Origin of the sequence: Sedimentibacter sp. MB35-C1 (genome assembly GCF_030913635.1) — a bacterium.
In the GTDB taxonomy this organism is placed as follows: domain Bacteria; phylum Bacillota; class Clostridia; order Tissierellales; family Sedimentibacteraceae; genus Sedimentibacter.
In genome coordinates, this window is the sequence record NZ_CP133188.1 from 376,271 (window position 1) to 393,576 (window position 17,306).

Sequence of the window (17,306 nt, forward strand, 5' to 3'; positions counted from 1 at the left end):
TTCGGCTTCAGCATTTATTTCAGCAGAAGCACTGAATCTTCCTGAACTCTTAGGAACAGGTTTTCTTTGTCTTTTCTGCTGTTCCATTTTTCTTTATTGACATTAAAATATATGTGTTCTTCAGACTTGATGTTGTTTTTATTCTCAAAAATAATTGTATATCCTTGAATTTTTTCTATAATATCTATTATCTTGCATTCAATAATATTGCTTTCGTTTTTAAAGGAATCACTATCTGACATCTCAAAGCTGTATGATTGTATTCCCAGAAAATTCACATCATCGACGCTTTTGTTCAACTTGACTTCAATGCCCCATTCTTCAGCATAAACCTTATTAGGTGTTAATAATCTGCAGCGCGAAATATTCTTACAGCCTGTAAGCCTTGCCACTGAAGCAAGCTCCGGATTTTTGAATATTTCCTTTGCATCGCCAAAAAGAACAGCTTTACCGTCCTCGACTATTACAAGATTCTTGCAGAACTTATATGCTTCCTCCATGCTGTGAGTCACAATTAAAACTTCACCCTTGTATAGCTTCAGAAGCTCGAGTATATCTGTCTGAATCTGTGATTTTAAATGCGCATCCAGGGCAGAAAATGGCTCATCCAACATAATTACTTCTGGATTATATGCAATGCACCTTGCCAGAGCTACTCTTTGCTGCTGCCCTCCTGACAACTGTGAGGGATACTTATTCTCCAGCCCTTGAAGCTGAAAGGTGTTGAGCATATCTTCAACAGCAGCCTTCTTTTCTTTTTTGGAAATTTTAAGCCCTATTCCTATATTTTCTTCCACAGTCATATTTGGGAAAAGAGCATAGTTTTGAAACAAATATCCTATATTTCTTTCCTGAGGCTTCAAGTTTATTTTTTTTTCGGAATCAAATAAAACCCTGCCGTTAAGCTCAATGATACCTTCGTCAGGCGTCTCTATTCCCGCTATGCATTTCAGCGTCATGCTTTTCCCGCTTCCAGAGGCGCCCAATAATCCAAGATACTCTTTATCCGTTTCAAATGACAGCTCCAAATGAAATCCTTTAAATTTTTTCTTTATATCTACTTTTAAGCTCATTTGACATTATCCTTGTTTAAATATTTTCTTCCCCTAAAAGTGAAATAGTTCATCAATACTATAACCACAAATGATATTATGAGCACGACAAATACATATTTCATAGCCTCGTCCATATTCCCTGCAGCAACCTCCGCATATATTGCCAGCGGAAGCGTTCTGGTTATGTTTGCTATGTTTCCTGCCACCATGGCCGTAGCGCCGAATTCTCCCAGCCCTCTGGCAAATGCCAGCACTCCTCCGGAAGCAACTCCCGGAAGTGCAATCGGCATAACAACCGTCCAAAAAATTTTGCGTTCAGTCATTCCCAATGTCCTTCCCGCAGAGATAAGCTCCTGATCAACCTGCTCAAATGCTCCTCTTGCAGAACGGTACATAAGCGGAAATGAAACTATGACAGCCGCTATTACAGTGGCTGCCCACGAAAAAACTATTTTTACACTTAAAAATTCCAGTAAGAACCTACCTATCGGTCTTTTTACACCAAATACCAGCAGAATGAAAAAACCCATTACCGTTGGAGGCAATACCAGCGGCAATGTCAGTATGCCGTCTATAATCATTTTTATTTTTTCGGATTTAATACTTACAACCCATCTTGCAACAACAAGCCCCAGAAAAAAAGTAATGATTATTGCTACTGATGCGGTTTTCATTGATATCAATATCGGTGATAATTCCATGTTTATCTCCTATTTGTTAGGTGTGAAACCATACTTTTCAAATATTTTTGATGCATCCTCACTCTGAAGAAATTCTATAAATAATTTTGCAGCATCTTGATTTTTAGAAGCTTTAACCATACCAACAGGATAAACTATTTTTGACACACTTCCTTCCGGTGCTTCCGCAACAACAACCACGTTGTCCTTGCTTGCGGCATCAGTTGCATATACCACACCGGCATCTGCGCTTCCTTCTGCAACCCAGTTCAGAACTTCAGTTACATTTGTTCCCAAACTTGCCTTAGCAGAAACCTGATCCCATATTCCCAGATTATCTAATGCTTCTTTTGCATATTGTCCTGCAGGAACACTTTCAGGATCTCCAACTGCTATAGTATCAGCCTTAAGTATATCCTCAAACGTACTCATTTCTTTGTTGCTTCCTTCCGGCACAATAAGAACTATCTTGTTTTGGAGAAGCTGTACTGTTGAATCGTCCGCAATTAGACCTTTTTCATCCAGAGCGTTCATCTGTTTCATAGCCGCTGACATAAATACATCTGCGTCAGCTCCTTCTTCTATCTGTGCCTGAAGCTTTCCTGAGCTGTCATAAGTTGCATTTACCTTAATAGTTGGATTCTGTTCCATAAACAAAGGCAGTAATTCCTTATCAACACAATTTTTCAAGCTTGCAGCGGCAGCAAGTAACATTGTTGTCTCAGGCTCTTTTGCTTCATTTTCAGTATTTTCCTGTGCCGGTTCTTCTGATTTTGCTGCTTCATCTTCAGGAGCTGCTTTTTCAGCACATCCTGCTAATGAAAATACCATACATAGAACCAAAAGTAAACTTAAAATTTTTTTCATTTTTCTTTTCTCCCTTTAATAATTATTTTCGTTAGATTTTTATAAATATAACGCTATGTAAAGCATCTACTAAGATACTTCAAACTGCTGAAAAGTCCGCCTGCATTTCTAAGTTTTACAGAACGAACTTCTCAGCAGTATTATACTTAAGACAAAGTCATTAGAGTCCCTTTCCAAATCCGCAATTTGGATATGTGCATATCTTACAATTCAGACAAAGTCCTCCCTGGCCAAGCCTGTCTATATCAGATTTTTTTATAGGGTCATCAGCCATTATTCTCGGAAGTATTAAATCAAATATAGTTCGCTTTGCATACATAACGCATCCCGGAAGTCCCAGTACAGGAACTTTTTTACCGTTATAATCGTAGTAAGATACTAAAAGCATTGCTCCCGGAAGCACAGGTGCACCGTAGGTAATGATTTCCGCACCGGTATCTTTAATCGCACCAGGCGTACAGTCGTCAGGATCGACGCTCATACCCCCTGTACAGACAACAATATCGGCACCTTTTTCTATATATTCCATCACTGCTGACGTAATTCCCTCTTTATTGTCATCAACAATTGTTTGTCCCAAAATTTCAGTGTCAAATTCGCTGAATTTCCCTTTTATTACAGGACCAAAGGTATCTTTTATCCTTCCGTGGAAAACTTCGCTTCCTGTTGTAACTATTCCGACTTTTTTGTGCTTGAACGGAATTATTTCCATAATAGGTTTTCCTGCGCCGATTTCCTGCGCTGCCTTCATTTTTTCTTCCTCAATAACCAATGGAATTATCCTTGTTCCTGCAAGCTTATCTCCTTTTTTCACCGTTGTGTTGCCGTGTCTTGTTGCAATCATCATTTCTCCTAAACTGTTTACCTTGTAAAGCCTTTCAGTATCCAGTTTAAACAATCCATCAGCATCGGCGATTACCTCTATTTTACCTTCCTTGACAGGAGACGGTTTCATATATTCATTTTTGCAGATTCCGTAAAGTATTTCCGCAGCTTCGTTTTCATGGAGAATACCTTCCTGCTTTTCCCATACGTACAAATTTTCTTTTCCGACAGAAAGCAATACAGGTATGTCTTCCTCTTTTATAACATGTCCCTTTTTAAAAACTGCATCTTTTTTAACATCTTTAATTATTTGCGTAATATCATGACACAGTACATGCCCTACTGCGTCAACTGTCTTGATTTGTTTCATTTGCTCCTCCCGTTGATGCATCTCTATTAAATATCATAATCAGCTCTCGTTATATTTTGTTAAAAATAACGACTAATGTTATTATATACTAAATTATAGCTATTGTAAATTAAATTTTTGTCAAACTAAAAAAAGCCCGCTAAAAGCGGGTTTCATGTTAATAAATAAAAAGTCAACTAATCTGCATTTTTAGTGTTTTAATCCCTGCTGCTGAACCTTGAAACTATTCTTAAAACATAAATAAATATATTTATAAAATCAAGAAATAAATTTAAAGCCAGCCCCGGAACATCCTCCTCCGTAAAGGGATTGTTTTTAATTATCGAAAGGTCATAAAGCACATATCCGCTGAATATTAATATTCCAAGCCAGGCTATAGCCAGATTATACACTTCTGATTTCAGGAATATCCCTACTATTCCTATTAAAATCAGCGCAATCAAACCTGCGTATAATGTTCCTCCAAGAAATGAAAAGTCTCTTTTAGATTGCGACGAATATAACGCCAGTCCGCCAAATATAGTTGTTGTTATTCCCAATGACACAAGAACCATCATTGAACCCATGGCAGACACGTAGTACAATATCGTAGGAAATGTACTTATTCCAAGTAAAAACGCCACAGAATAGCTGTTCACTCTCGACAGAGATCTGTTTTCTCTTCGCCTTGTTACAGCTGCGACAATCAGCACTATTATTGATCCTATTCCTGCAAGAAATGCAAATTGCGGCGGTACAAACATCATACCGAATACCATTCCTATGGTACATATCAGCAGCAGCACAAAAAACTCTTTTAACACCAAGCTTATTAGTCCTCTTTTATAAGGTTCATCATAATAATATCTCTCCAAGGTTATCCTCCTCCGCTATTATAATAACCACCGCTCAAATCCACCGTAATACTGATACAAAATTCCTGGTTTGCGCATGGTTATCTTAATTCTTATTTTGATATTTTCTGCATATAATTTATTATTCCGATTTTTTTCCTTAATATAATTTATTACAGTAATCCTTAACTAATCTTAAAAAATTTGCAATTATTTTAAATCGGAATTTCTAATATAGAATATACTGGAGTGCAGTTGAAATTTTTATATGCTGTTCATTTATTTCACTGTTTAAAAATAGATTTTAGTTGGTATAAATTAATAAAATTCATTTATGGAAAGGAGACACTATGGCATTTTTAGATAAGTTGGGAAAGAAAATCGGCGAGGTGGCAGATACCGCTACTGAAAAAGCAAAGGACTTTGCTGAAACTACAAAACTTAATCAGGCTATATCCGCAGAAGAGAAGCAAATAAACAAATATTTTCTGGATTTAGGCAGATATGTATTTGAAAAAGAAAAGGATAACCCAGACAGCCCCGTAGCAGAAATCTGCAATAAAATTATGTCTTCTCAAAAAGAAATCGAAGAACTTAAAAGAAAAATAATGGAGGTTAAAACAGATTAAACATATACATGTTTGAACACACATGAGAATTAGCCACCTGAACAAAGTAACAAGCTATTTTTTTACAAGTCTATGAGCATCTCAATGATGCTCTTTTGTTATGGTCGTATTTATAGAAGAAGGAAGCGTAATTAAAACAGGAACTCCCAGTAAAATATTTAATAATCCTGTTGATTTACGCAGTCAGGAATATATAATATATATGAATAACTAAGAGAGGTGAATATATGATAGAAATAACAGTACCGGGCGGAAAAGCTTATTCAATAGAAAATATTGTGTTTGACTACAACGGAACAATTGCTGCAAACGGAAAAGTTACTGATAATATAAAAGATAAAATATCCAGACTGTGCAGCTCGGCAAATGTATATGTGCTTACTGCCGACACATACGGATCGGCTTCCGAAGAATGCAGGGATCTCGGTTTAACTTTAAAGACTTTTCCTAAAAACAACTGCGGAGACTTTAAAGCTGAGATAGTTGAGGAATTAGGAAAAGATAAAACTGTATGCTTTGGAAACGGCAACAACGATATAAAAATGTTTAAAAAATCTTCTCTTGCAATTGCTGTCCTAGAATCAGAGGGTATGTGTGCAAAATTGCTTGCCGAAGCTGATATTCTGGTTAAATCAATTGAAGACGGGATAGACCTGTTATTGAATACAACTGCTCTCATTGCTACATTGAGGGGATAATATGCAAAGGCTGCGCCTGTACGGAAACAGCCTTTGATTTTTTTGCGTTAAACAAAGCACCTCTTACGTTTTCAGGTCATTTATCAGAGAAATTTTAGCGGTGGTTTTCCCCTCTTCGTAATATTCATGTGCCTTCGTAATTTCAGAAAACTTAAATTCGTTTTTGTCCCTGTATATAGTTAAATTCCCAGCTTCTATAAGCTTTTTAATTTCATACAGTATATTTCCCATTTCATTGCGGTTTGTATTTGTCAGAATCGGTAGCACCATGTATATAGTTTTGAATGAAATAGACTTATGGTGAATGAGTGTCATGTCAAGTTCAACCCTTGAATTTGTTGTAAGTACAAGTCCTTCTGTTTTCACAGCTTTAAAACTGTTTATCAAGTTTGTGGTACCGATCGTATCAAATACAACGTCAAAACCTTTTCCTTCAGTGTACATATTTACATAATCATCTACATCGGTAGTCCTGTAGTTAATTACATGATTCGCTCCCAGGTGCTCTGCTATTTCTGCCTTTTCATCGTTTGATACCGTTGCATAAACATCAGCTTTTAACAATTTTGCAAATTGCAGTGCAATATGTCCCACACCTCCGGCAGCTCCGTGAATCAGCACTTTGTCTCCGGATTTAATATGTGAGTTTTCCATAATGGCTCTGTATGCAGAGATACCAACTAAAGGATACAGCGCAGCCGTTTTAAAATCAATATTAGCCGGCTTCAGACACAGGAGCTCTTCATCAACCAGGGCGTATTCTGCAAGTGCTCCGCATTCGTTCATCATTCCGCCCACAAACCCAAATACTTCATCTCCGGGTTTCAGTACTTCAACGTTTTCCCCAACCTTCTCAACAACTCCTGAAAAATCAGAATTTAGCACGGCTGGAAATGGCGGCGTAATCTCAGGCAATAATCCGGATCTTAGTTTAATCTCAAATGGATTAAGGCTGCTAGCCGCTATTTTGACCAGGACATATCCCGGTTTTATCTCCGGCTTTGGAATGTCCATAAGCTCAAATACTTTGGGTCCGCCAAATTTGTTTATTACCATTGCTTTCATAGCATCACTCCCTTTTTAATTATTATATAGTTCCTATAGCCAAAATATTTTTAATAAACAAAAAAATATTATATATTTCCCAATTTTTATTTAATCTTCCGTGTCTTCGAAATCAGTCCAAAAATCTTTTGCTTTATTGTATCTGACGTTACCCTTTATACCGCAAAACTCTTTGTTGTAGGTAATAGGCTTGAAGGCTTTCCCTAAATGTATGTCTTCGGCATAATATTTTTTGTAAATTGCAGTTTGACTGAATCCGTAGCTACCCGTCAACGATACATTTATTCTAAATCTGCTTTTTACAGTATTTGAAGACTTGTTATATTTTTTGGCAAGCTCTGCCTCATTCATAACATTTAAATTCTTGTGGCTGTTTTTAAATGTATATGAAAAATCGTATTTTCCCAAATATGTAAGCCTGTAATCTATAGGGATATCGAACATGCCGGCACTGTTGCATCCCGTATTATGTTCCGTAATGCTGATTCTTATATCGGGATTTACAAGGGCTTCCCGGCTTGTGTTTATAACCCTGATTATCAGCATATCCGTACTTGGGTTATATATTATCTTTTTAGAAAATTTTACAAGATCTCTCGGATAAAACATTTTTACTGACAGCACGGATACCATCAAAGCAAAGTACACGGCCGTTATGGAAGATTGAATTATTACAAGCAGCTTGCCTGCTGTATTTAGAGGAACCACGTCTCCATAGCCTATGGACAGAGATGTTACAAAAGAAAAATACACATAATCTATAAAACTCGCCGCATTTTTTAGTGATCCAAATGCAAAATATGCTGCTGAAAACACTAAATTTACCGTAAGATAATAAAGAAATAACTCCAGAAACACGAGCCCGAAATGCTTGTTTCTTATTTTACTAGACCATCTAAGTCCTGATTTTTTTGGATATTTTAAGTTCATTCATCTCTCCGATTGAAAATTATATATTTATTCTAAGCACTTAACTTTTTAATATTCAGCCCGAGCCTGAAAACAAATGCCTTCAATTAATTTCTCCACTTTATCTGAACTTGTAACGGTAAATTGCGCCATTCTCTCCCTTGTTAATACCGATTTCCTTAACAGTTGTTATAGAAGAACTGCTATGATATAATAAATATAATATATGAAATAAATCCTCAACAGTTTTATCTGATTTGATGCTTTTGTACTGGTGTGAAGCAAGCCGATAATTGGCTTGCACTTATACTATAATGGGATATTATACTATGGAGACTTATATGAAACTTGTTAGTATTGACGAAAAAAACAGAAAAATTTTTTTAAATTTCTATAAAAAACAATATTCGAGTCCCTTAAAACACGACACAATGTCGGGGGTACTTAAAGGGCTTCTGTATGGAAATTCTCAGCTTTGCAGGTCGGTATATCTGGAACCTCTTATGGTAGTAGAAAATAACGAAGTAGTTATGATAAGCCTGCTTGCATGTGCCAACAGAATGCCTGACTGTGTGCAAATTGGTTTTTTTGAAGCATCCGAATTGAATATGGAAGCATTTAAACTGATTTTGAACAGAGCCACGCAGCTGGCTAAGGAAAAGAATGCATCTAAAATTACCGCATCTTTAAATATCCACGTAAATTACGGCTTAGGATTTTTGGCAAGCGGCTATGATAAACCGCAGAGCTTCGGAATGTCTCATAATCCATCCTTTTATCACGATTTTTTTACAAATACGGGATTTAATACAATTGAAATGGTAAGCTATAAAAAAGATATGAGATCGATTGACAGCATGATGAGCAGCGATATAATCGCAAGGCTCAAAAAAAGATACTCTGTAAGAATGGCGGATTTTAATAATTTTAAAAGAGACTGCGGAATATATACTGATGTAAATAATAAGGCATTCAGCGAGCATTTATTTTACTATCCTAGGGAGCAGGAAGAAGATTATGAACTGCTTAAGGATATGAAGCACCTCATGAAACCGGAAAATCTTCTTTTCGTAGAGAAGAATGGTGTTCCTGTGGGTTTTATGCTCTGGTATCCCGACTTCAGTCAACTGATGAGCAATGGTGAAGCAGCGGGACTAAGGACGGTAATGAAAAATATTATGTTTGGAAACCGTATAAACACATTTAAAATAGTCGAAATGGGAGTGATTCCTTCGGAAAGAAATCGAGGAGCCATACTTGCGTTGTTCGATTATTGCTTTGAATGTATAAATGACAGGTATGACTATATGGAATCCGGATGGATATTATCAGATAATTTTAAATCAAAAAACTTTGGAGTAAAGTGGGCAGACTGTGAGTCAAAACGCTACAGAGCATATATCAAGGAGTTGTCATGAGCAGACACAAATCAACAGTCAGCTTAGATAAGGAAATAAATAAATTAAATTTACCCTGTTATGAAACTCTGGCAAGTCTGCTGCCTCTTTTGACTTTGCTTGAAAAATTAAATCCCTGCGGTCAAGAGTATGAAGTATCAAATGGCAGCGTAATTATTTCCTACCGCTTGTCTCTTAATTTATTTAACTTCCGCAGAATTTTTCCGTTAAATGTACATGTTCAAATAATAGGACTTCCTGTTTCTGTGTGCTTGAGCGGTTTTTTCGGCAACTATATTGAAGCCGAAAAAAATATAAAACAGCGTAAGGGACTTAAGATTTTACTAAACAGCGACCACCCCTTTAAGGGAGGTGGAAAAACCTTGTCTACATTCGTGTTCGAGAATAGGTTTGAAGATTTCGACCAATATCTAAGCTCCTTGAGAAGCCCTTATAGAAGGCGGATTAACAAAGCTTTAAGAGAAAGAGAAAAGCTTGTGATCAAAACACTGAGCAGGTATGATTTTAATAAGGTGCATTACGACCTGTATCTAAGTATCATGGGCAGGACGGAAAACCCTCTTGAAACTCTTCCCATTGAGTTTTTCCGGGAGTATGATGCCGAACTTTTTGAATTTTCTGACAGGGAAACTCATAATGTTGTAGGTTTCATCCAGTTGAAGGCAATAAAAAACAAGCTATATTTTTTATTCGGTGGATTCAAAAAAGAAGATATACCCGCTTACGACATATACTACAACATGCTTTTAAAAATAGTCGAAACCGGAATTGAAAAACGTGTTGAAGAAATTGAATTTGGACAGACGGCGGAGGAGAGCAAATTAAAAATAGGATGCAGGGAAAAATACAAATACATGACTGCCCACCACAGCAACCCCTTGATAAATTCTTTTATCAGTATGTTGCTGCCTTTGTTTTCATACAGACCGTATCCTGTAAAGCATCATGTATTTAAAGACAAAGGTGAAAAATAACATGGTTGTATTTTTAAAGAAAGTAAGAGTCAAAACAATTTTTACAGCATTTGATCCTGTGGTTGTGGAACCTCTGGAACTCTGCTGTTTAAAATCCGTTTTAAATAATATAGGTGTTGAAAGCTATATAATCGATGATTTGTTCAACTTGAATCCTCCCCAAAATATCGTACCGGATGCCATTGTTCTAACCGGATACAATGTAGCTGAAAACCAAATTTTAATCGATGCAAAATCATACAGGCAGAAATTTCCCCATGCTAAAATTATTGCGGGAGGAGTTCATATACAGGTCAATCCAGATGACTTTCATTCTGATTTTGTAGATTATGTATGCCACACCCCAAGCATGGCCGCCTTCAGTGAATTAATTAAAAGCATCAAGCACGGCACAGAAACCCGAATTGACGGCATTGATTTCAGAAAAGGCGTAGCATCTGGTTCAGCATGGCATAAATCTCCCCAAAAAGCTCTGAAGGAAAGAGAAAATGTGATTCCTGACAGAAGCTTGTTTCGCAGTCTTTCTCATAAACTTCATTATATGGAAAAAAGAAATGTTGCATTAATCAAAGGAAGCACCGGCTGCCCGTATGGTTGCTCTTACTGCTGTTGCAAACTGCTGAACGGCGGAAACTATATTCCAGCTGATTATGAAGCCATGACTGATGAGATGGAAAAAATAAGTGCTGATTATTTCTGGATTGTTGATGATGTTTTGTTTTCTAGCAGAGCTGATGCGCTGCAATTTATTGAAATTATAAATGAAAAACGCCTGAAGGTTAAAATAATAGGGTATTTAAGAGCGGATTTTATCTTAAAACACGGCGACCTGCTTCCGCTTCTAAGAGCAGCGGGTCTTGTAGAGGCAATTGTGGGCTTTGAAGCAACTACAAACCATGAGCTTGATGACTATGAAAAAAACACAAACGCCCTTGATTATCCTAAAGTCATATCTCTACTTAAAAAAAATAATATTGATTTGACTGCGCTTTTCATGGTCAGACCGGACTACAAAATAAAAGACTTCACGAACCTATACAAATTTATTAAAAAAACAGGGATTGAAGTATATACCGTATCCATGCTGACCCCTTTAAAAGGAACGACTCTTTATGAATCAATGAAGGATGAGCTTCTGACCGATGACCCGAGAAAATTTGATTTCCTTCATCCGGTACTGAAAACTTCACTACCCAAATGGATGTATATTCTGATATTTTACGGAATACAACTGCGCCTTGTGAAATCAGACAGGGTTCGTAAATATTTGACCGGAAAGTAATCTTTGTATAAAATCAAACGCCCCTCGCTTTTGAAAAAAACATACTGTGTTTAAGATAAAAACAGAATAGGAGAATTTATGAAATCAAGCATATGGAATTTTTGGGCATCACGGTATGACAGGCTGTGGGTTCAAAAATACTCCTTAAAGCCTACAAGAAATTATATATTGAATGCACTGTCTGAAAGTAAGGACATAAATAATATAAAGGTATTGGATCTTGGATGCGGCACCGGCCAGTTAATAAGTGAAATGTCTGAATTTTTCAGCAGCCCGATAATAACAGGAGTTGACTTCTCGGAAAAAATGTTGGATATTTCAAAATCCAGAAATCCGGGTGCGGTTCACATGCAGCTGAATGCAGATGAACTTGACAAATTAAAGGGGAACTTTGATGTGATAATATGCTCTCATTCTTTTCCGTATTACAATAGTCCTGAAAAAGTAATGCATGAATTAAACAGGTTGCTGAAAAATGACGGTATATTGCTGATGGCATTTGCCAGCGGTAACAATGTATATGATAAATTTGCGCTGTCTTTTGTAAAGCTCACTACGGGCCCTGCATATTACCCATCTGACAGAGAATTCAGAGAAATTGTTTCTCCGTACTTTCACGTAGATGATTTACAAATTATTAAAGAAAAGTTTTTTATGCCGAGAATTGCACTATACAAGCTGAAAGGGGCAACAAAATGAAAATTCTACTGGTGCGTCCAAGGCCTCACAGCGAAACCATAGGTCTCCAGCATGTTATGATTTGCGAACCGCTGGAGCTTGAGTACCTTGTATCAAATATACCTGAAGAGATAAAAGACCAAATTGACATAAAAATTCTGGACATGATAATTGAAACAGAAAAATATGAAATCCTTGTAAAAAAAGAAAACCCAGATTTAATACTGTTTACCGGATATATAACTCATGCAGGAGTAATAAAGGAGCTGTCAAAGGCTTCAAAAGAACTGCTTCCATCTGTCAAGACGGGAACCGGAGGCGTTCACGCCGAAGTTGTACCGGAAGATTTCAAGTCAGAGCATATAGACTTTGTATATGATAGAAACGGGATTGACGGATTTAATTTAACCGTAAAAATGCTGCTGGACGGAAGAAATACGGAAGAAATTCGCCGTGCACTGGATAAGCCTGCTCCTAAAAAAACTATCTTTGATTATAACTATCCAGACAGGGAATCTGTTTCAAAATACAGAAAGTATTACTACTACATGTTTCACAACCCCTGTGCATTGATCAAAACATCCTTTGGCTGCCCTTACAGCTGCTCATTCTGCTTTTGCAGAGAAATTACGGACGGAAAATACTTCTCAAGGGATATGGATGATGTTATCAAGGAACTTGAAGCAATTCCGGAGGAAGAAATATATATAGTCGATGATGATTTTTTGTTTGACAGAAAACGTCTTAATAATTTTGCTGACTTGCTTATTAAGAAGAATATTAAGAAAAAATTTCTGGTGTATGGCAGAGCCGATTTTATTACAGAGAATGCAGATATTATGGCCAAGCTCAAAAATGTGGGTTTGAACGCCGTAATTGTAGGAATAGAATCTGTGAGATCCAAGGATCTTAAATCCTACAATAAAAAAACAACTGCGGAAATAAATGAAAATTGCATTAAAATATTAAAATCTTTGGATATAGAGCTTTATGCAACGCTAATTATACCGTTGGATTTTACTGTCAGTGACTTTGAGGAACTAACAAAATGGCTTAGAAGGCTTGATGTAAGATTTGTAAACCTCCAGCCTTTGACTCCTCTTCCCGGAACGGATATTTTTAATTTATATACAAATGAATTGTTATATGAAAGAGATAAGTTCGAACTGTGGGATATGGCTCATGTTCTTTTAAAGCCTGAATTTATGAGCATACGAAGGTTTTATTACGAGCTTTTGAAGGCATATTACAAGGTAATTATGCGCCCCAAGCATCTTGTGTATTTAGTCAAACGCTACGGTCTGAAAGCAAATATAAAGATGCTTTGTGGTAGCAGCCTCGTAAGCCGGCAGTACATTCGAAAAATACTGAGAGGTATATGATGAAGAAAATTTTACTTATACAACCCAGCCCTTATGACAGAGACCACAAGCCCATAAAGAAAAGCCGTCTTTATTTTGTAGACCTGGCGATGCCCCTGCTGGCTGCCATGATGCCTGATGACTGGGAAGCCGAAATTGTGCTTGAAATACTGGAAGACATACCATGGGACACGGATGCCGACATCATTGGTATAAGTTCCATGGGGCACGGCGTAATACGTTCACTGGATATTGCCGCAGAATTTAAAAAAATGGGAAAAACCGTAATTCTAGGCGGATACATGGTGAGCATAATGGTACAGGAAGCCACAAAATACTGCGATGCAGTTGTAGCTGGAGATGCAGAACTTGTGTGGAAAGAGCTTCTGAGTGACTACAAAAACGGAAAGCTCAAGAAAATATATGAAAAAAATCTTGAAAAAGGAACACTGTCCACACCACTGCCAAGATTTGACCTAATTGTTAATAAAAAAATAGGAGATTTCCTTCCAGTGCAAGCCGGCAGGGGCTGCCCCAATACATGCAGTTTCTGCTCGGTAGCATGTCTGTACAAGGGACACTATATCAAAAAACCGCTGGAAGAAGTCGTAAGAGATATAAAGCAGGTAAAAGATCTTGGATTCAAAAAATTTTTGCTGCTGGATGATAATATCTTTTCAGACAGAGAATATCTTGAGAGACTGCTGATTGAAATTAAAAATCTCAACATGCAATGGATGAGCCAGTGTGATATAAGAATAGGGCGTGAAAATTCTCTTTTGGCAAAATTGGCTGAAAGCGGGTGTACAACCCTGAGTTTCGGTCTTGAGAGTATTTCCCGGGAAAGCTTAATCGGTATGAACAAAGGCTGGGCAAATCCCGCAAAGTATCCCGAACTCATTGCAAACATACAATCCCATAACATTGATGTATCAACAGAGATGGTTGTGGGCGGCGACGGCGATACTCTTGAATCAATTAAGGCAACAAAGTATTTTATAGAGAATAACAAAATCTCTGTTCCGCGGTTTTATATACTTACTCCCATACCGGGCACTAAATTTTTTGATGAGATTAAATTCGAAGGAAGGCTTATAAACAAAAATATATATTCCTTTGATGGTACTGAGGCGGTTCACGTTCCGAAAAATATGACTCCCGAAGAACTGACTCAAGCATACTGGGACTTATACGAATCTCTGTTCACCTATAAATCAATTGTTAAAAGAAACATTGTAAGAAAAGAATTTTTAAAGAATCCAGGAAAATATTTATTTTACTGTTTAGTTAACCTTTTTTACAGGTATCAGATAAAGAAAAGAATTACACCAAATATATTTTGAGAGGTATTTATGAGAATCCTTTTGGTAAGACCACCTAGAATCAAGCAGGCCATAACACTAAGTGATTTTATGTTTTCAGAACCTCTGGGGCTTGAAATGGTTTATAATGTTTTGAAATCCGAGCATGAAGTAGAAATTTTTGACATGATGATTGAAAGCAAAAACCTTTCCGAAAAAGCTGCTGAATATCTTGCCGATGTTGTGGGGTTTACAAGCCTGTGCATTGACGTGAAGAAGGTTCTTGAGCTTTGTTCGCAAATTAAAAAATCAGACAATTCAATAATAACCGTCGTTGGAGGAACACAGACCTATTTAAACCCGAATGCTTTTTGCCACGCTGACGTTGATCATATATTTGAATACACAAATTCAGAGAATCTCAATAAGTTATACAACTTACTATCATCAGGTGAAATTGAGCTAGTAGACGGCATCAGATCTAAGGAGCTGGGGTACAAATCTTCTAACACAGAAGGAAGAAATGAATACATGCTCCCTGACAGAAAATCCACTGCTAAATATCGTAATCAGTATTCTTACTTTGGATACAGACCGGCTGCAATTATGGAATTCGGCACAGGCTGCGAAAAGGTATGTGATTTCTGTCTTAGATGGAGAATAGAAGGAGTAAGAGAAAAATTAATTAATCCGGAACTTACAAAAAAAGATTTGTTAAGCATAGAAGAACAAACTATAATGTTTATAGACAACGATTTTCTTTCAAGTGAGGAAAAGCTTGAAGCATTTATAAAATTGGTAAATGATTTAAAACTGAATAAAAATTTTATAATGTACGGTTCAGTCAAAGGTATACTGGAATACAGGGATTATTTGAAGGAGCTTAAACAGCTTGGGCTTAAGGCTCTGCTGGTTGGATATGAAACATTCAGCGACGATGAAATGCATAAATACCATAAAAAATCAAGCACTTCCGATAACCTTGAGGCCGCCAAAATACTAAGCAACTTGGGAATAGATGTATGGGCTTCATTTATGGCTCATCCCGACTGGGGCAAAAACGACTTTAAGACTTTTAGAAAGTACATTAAAAATCTCATGCCTCAAATTACCTCAATCAGTCCGCTGACTCCTTTTCCAAATCTTTCGATGTATGAAAAATATAGAGGCAGGCTTTTATACGAAGCTGATGATTTTGAAAAATGGAGTTTCGGTCAAGTCATGATAATGCCCTCGGTTATATCATTAAGAAATTATTATTGGGAGCTGCTGAAGACGAATTTGTATGTAAACCTTTTTATAAATAAGAACACCGAGATGATTAAAAAGTTTGGAGTTATAAATATTTTAAGAATTTTAGCAGGCTCATTGAAAGCTGTTAAAAAATACATTACGCTGATGATGGAGAGTTAAATGAAAAAGAAAGATATTATACTTGCGCTGCTTCTTGTAACCATATGGGGCATCAACTTTATATTTATAAAACTTGGGCTGGAGGGAGTTCCTTCCATGCTGCTTGTTGCACTAAGATACGTGCTCACTGCTTTTCCTGCTGTGTTTTTTATTAAAAAACCTCAAACCGAATGGAAATATATAGTGATGTACGGCCTGTTTGTAGGTGTAGGACAGTTTGCATGCCTGTTTTATGCCATGGAAATAGGTATGCCTGCCGGCATCGCTTCTATAGTGCTGCAGATTCAGGCATTTATATCACCTATACTGGCTATGATTTTCCTGCACGAAAAGCTGAAACCCAAGCAAATTGCAGGCTTTATGACAGCAGCTGTCGGCCTTGCCATCATAGCAATGGAAAACAGCAGCGGTGGAGAACATTCAGTTCCCATTGCAGCTTTACTTCTGAATATACTTGCTCCTTTTTTCTGGGCTGCTTCAAATATAGTTGCGAGAATTGCCTCTGACAAAGCTTCTGCTAAAGGAGAAAAACTTGATATGATAAGCATGGTAGTGTGGTCGGGCATGATTCCTCCAATTCCCCTGCTTGGCATAGCCTTAATGCTTGATACACCCCAGACGCTGATTAATGCAGTTGCGAACTTAAGTGGAATTTCAATTTTTTCGATTTTCTATCTGGCCTTTGGAGCAACATTGATGGGTTACGGGATATGGAACATACTTATTGGAAAATATCCAATGGGAAAAGTTGCACCAATTCCTCTGGCAGTTCCCGTTGTAACTCTCTTCTCTGCTATGATAGTACTTAATGAACAGCTTTCCGCAATGCAGTGGATTGGTGCATCAATTATTTTGCTGGGACTTTTAATAACAAATCTCAATATTGGCAGCATATTCATGCGCTTTAAAAAAAGCGAAGCAAAAACTGATCTGTAATAAAAGAACGCT

At 37.1% G+C, this 17,306-nt stretch carries 17 protein-coding genes; 10 read left to right on the top strand and 7 right to left on the bottom strand.

Annotation, left to right across the window (positions count from 1 at the left end):
• Positions 1-14 precede the first annotated feature (14 nt).
• From RBQ61_RS01800 to RBQ61_RS01820, 5 genes are all read right to left on the bottom strand, one after another.
• Entirely contained in the window at positions 15-1,073 is a 1,059-nt protein-coding gene (locus RBQ61_RS01800; RefSeq protein ID WP_308138830.1) for a sulfate/molybdate ABC transporter ATP-binding protein, read from the bottom strand.
• The gene (modB, locus tag RBQ61_RS01805) at positions 1,070-1,756 is read right to left on the bottom strand and encodes a molybdate ABC transporter permease subunit (RefSeq protein ID WP_213925864.1); all 687 of its coding nucleotides are present in this window, start codon (positions 1,754-1,756) and stop codon (positions 1,070-1,072) included. The genes RBQ61_RS01800 and modB overlap by 4 nt, the downstream gene beginning before the upstream one ends.
• 9 nt (positions 1,757-1,765) lie before the next feature.
• Positions 1,766-2,602, bottom strand: a complete 837-nt coding sequence (gene modA / locus RBQ61_RS01810; RefSeq protein ID WP_308138831.1) for a molybdate ABC transporter substrate-binding protein — start codon at positions 2,600-2,602, stop codon at positions 1,766-1,768.
• A 160-nt stretch (positions 2,603-2,762) separates the two neighbouring features.
• Positions 2,763-3,797 carry a molybdopterin-binding protein gene (locus tag RBQ61_RS01815; RefSeq protein WP_308138832.1) on the bottom strand — a complete coding sequence of 345 codons (1,035 nt, stop codon included), beginning with the start codon at positions 3,795-3,797 and terminating at the stop codon, positions 2,763-2,765.
• Between the two features lie 197 nt (positions 3,798-3,994).
• Complete coding sequence (locus RBQ61_RS01820) at positions 3,995-4,651, bottom strand: Bax inhibitor-1/YccA family protein (RefSeq protein ID WP_308138833.1); 657 nt, start codon at positions 4,649-4,651, stop codon at positions 3,995-3,997.
• A gap of 329 nt (positions 4,652-4,980) precedes the next feature.
• Here RBQ61_RS01820 and RBQ61_RS01825 point away from each other — a divergent pair, with 329 nt between their 5' ends.
• Together RBQ61_RS01825 and RBQ61_RS01830 are read left to right on the top strand one after the other, a co-directional pair.
• Complete coding sequence (locus RBQ61_RS01825; RefSeq protein WP_308138834.1) at positions 4,981-5,259, top strand: hypothetical protein; 279 nt, start codon at positions 4,981-4,983, stop codon at positions 5,257-5,259.
• A gap of 227 nt (positions 5,260-5,486) precedes the next feature.
• Positions 5,487-5,957 carry an HAD family hydrolase gene (locus tag RBQ61_RS01830; protein WP_308138835.1) on the top strand — a complete coding sequence of 157 codons (471 nt, stop codon included), beginning with the start codon at positions 5,487-5,489 and terminating at the stop codon, positions 5,955-5,957.
• A 63-nt stretch (positions 5,958-6,020) separates the two neighbouring features.
• On the opposite strand, the gene RBQ61_RS01835 is transcribed toward RBQ61_RS01830, so the two are convergent.
• Positions 6,021-7,022: a zinc-dependent alcohol dehydrogenase family protein gene (locus RBQ61_RS01835; RefSeq protein ID WP_308138836.1), complete on the bottom strand. Its 1,002-nt coding sequence runs from the start codon at positions 7,020-7,022 to the stop codon at positions 6,021-6,023.
• A 90-nt stretch (positions 7,023-7,112) separates the two neighbouring features.
• Entirely contained in the window at positions 7,113-7,952 is an 840-nt protein-coding gene (locus RBQ61_RS01840) for a potassium channel family protein (protein ID WP_308138837.1), read from the bottom strand.
• A 320-nt stretch (positions 7,953-8,272) separates the two neighbouring features.
• Here RBQ61_RS01840 and RBQ61_RS01845 point away from each other — a divergent pair, with 320 nt between their 5' ends.
• From RBQ61_RS01845 to RBQ61_RS01880, 8 genes are all read left to right on the top strand, one after another.
• On the top strand, positions 8,273-9,349 hold the full coding sequence (locus RBQ61_RS01845; protein WP_308138838.1) for a hypothetical protein: 1,077 nt from the start codon (positions 8,273-8,275) through the stop codon (positions 9,347-9,349).
• Positions 9,346-10,323 (top strand): hypothetical protein, encoded by a 978-nt coding sequence (locus RBQ61_RS01850; protein ID WP_308138839.1) that lies wholly within the window; start codon positions 9,346-9,348, stop codon positions 10,321-10,323. Before RBQ61_RS01845 ends, RBQ61_RS01850 begins: the two co-directional genes overlap by 4 nt.
• 1 nt (position 10,324) lies before the next feature.
• Positions 10,325-11,605 carry a radical SAM protein gene (locus RBQ61_RS01855; RefSeq protein ID WP_308138840.1) on the top strand — a complete coding sequence of 427 codons (1,281 nt, stop codon included), beginning with the start codon at positions 10,325-10,327 and terminating at the stop codon, positions 11,603-11,605.
• Positions 11,606-11,683: 78 nt separating this feature from the next.
• The gene (locus tag RBQ61_RS01860) at positions 11,684-12,304 is read left to right on the top strand and encodes a class I SAM-dependent methyltransferase (RefSeq protein ID WP_308138841.1); all 621 of its coding nucleotides are present in this window, start codon (positions 11,684-11,686) and stop codon (positions 12,302-12,304) included.
• Positions 12,301-13,665, top strand: coding sequence for a B12-binding domain-containing radical SAM protein (locus tag RBQ61_RS01865; protein WP_308138842.1), 1,365 nt, complete (start codon positions 12,301-12,303; stop codon positions 13,663-13,665). The genes RBQ61_RS01860 and RBQ61_RS01865 overlap by 4 nt, the downstream gene beginning before the upstream one ends.
• Positions 13,665-14,987, top strand: coding sequence for a radical SAM protein (locus RBQ61_RS01870; protein ID WP_308140084.1), 1,323 nt, complete (start codon positions 13,665-13,667; stop codon positions 14,985-14,987). Before RBQ61_RS01865 ends, RBQ61_RS01870 begins: the two co-directional genes overlap by 1 nt.
• Before the next feature lie 9 nt (positions 14,988-14,996).
• Complete coding sequence (locus tag RBQ61_RS01875) at positions 14,997-16,358, top strand: B12-binding domain-containing radical SAM protein (RefSeq protein WP_308138843.1); 1,362 nt, start codon at positions 14,997-14,999, stop codon at positions 16,356-16,358.
• Positions 16,359-17,294 (top strand): EamA family transporter, encoded by a 936-nt coding sequence (locus tag RBQ61_RS01880; protein WP_308138844.1) that lies wholly within the window; start codon positions 16,359-16,361, stop codon positions 17,292-17,294.
• Positions 17,295-17,306 lie beyond the last annotated feature (12 nt).

Bases quoted from the DNA above. Each gene is read 5' to 3' on its own strand.
- RBQ61_RS01800 (WP_308138830.1), bottom strand. From the start codon at position 1,073: ATGAGCTTAAAAGTAGATATAAAGAAAAAATTTAAAGGATTTCATTTG.
- modB (WP_213925864.1), bottom strand. From the start codon at position 1,756: ATGGAATTATCACCGATATTGATATCAATGAAAACCGCATCAGTAGCA.
- modA (WP_308138831.1), bottom strand. From the start codon at position 2,602: ATGAAAAAAATTTTAAGTTTACTTTTGGTTCTATGTATGGTATTTTCA.
- RBQ61_RS01815 (WP_308138832.1), bottom strand. From the start codon at position 3,797: ATGAAACAAATCAAGACAGTTGACGCAGTAGGGCATGTACTGTGTCAT.
- RBQ61_RS01825 (WP_308138834.1), top strand. From the start codon at position 4,981: ATGGCATTTTTAGATAAGTTGGGAAAGAAAATCGGCGAGGTGGCAGAT.
- RBQ61_RS01830 (WP_308138835.1), top strand. From the start codon at position 5,487: ATGATAGAAATAACAGTACCGGGCGGAAAAGCTTATTCAATAGAAAAT.
- RBQ61_RS01835 (WP_308138836.1), bottom strand. From the start codon at position 7,022: ATGAAAGCAATGGTAATAAACAAATTTGGCGGACCCAAAGTATTTGAG.
- RBQ61_RS01840 (WP_308138837.1), bottom strand. From the start codon at position 7,952: ATGAACTTAAAATATCCAAAAAAATCAGGACTTAGATGGTCTAGTAAA.
- RBQ61_RS01845 (WP_308138838.1), top strand. From the start codon at position 8,273: ATGAAACTTGTTAGTATTGACGAAAAAAACAGAAAAATTTTTTTAAAT.
- RBQ61_RS01850 (WP_308138839.1), top strand. From the start codon at position 9,346: ATGAGCAGACACAAATCAACAGTCAGCTTAGATAAGGAAATAAATAAA.
- RBQ61_RS01855 (WP_308138840.1), top strand. From the start codon at position 10,325: ATGGTTGTATTTTTAAAGAAAGTAAGAGTCAAAACAATTTTTACAGCA.
- RBQ61_RS01860 (WP_308138841.1), top strand. From the start codon at position 11,684: ATGAAATCAAGCATATGGAATTTTTGGGCATCACGGTATGACAGGCTG.
- RBQ61_RS01865 (WP_308138842.1), top strand. From the start codon at position 12,301: ATGAAAATTCTACTGGTGCGTCCAAGGCCTCACAGCGAAACCATAGGT.
- RBQ61_RS01870 (WP_308140084.1), top strand. From the start codon at position 13,665: ATGAAGAAAATTTTACTTATACAACCCAGCCCTTATGACAGAGACCAC.
- RBQ61_RS01875 (WP_308138843.1), top strand. From the start codon at position 14,997: ATGAGAATCCTTTTGGTAAGACCACCTAGAATCAAGCAGGCCATAACA.
- RBQ61_RS01880 (WP_308138844.1), top strand. From the start codon at position 16,359: ATGAAAAAGAAAGATATTATACTTGCGCTGCTTCTTGTAACCATATGG.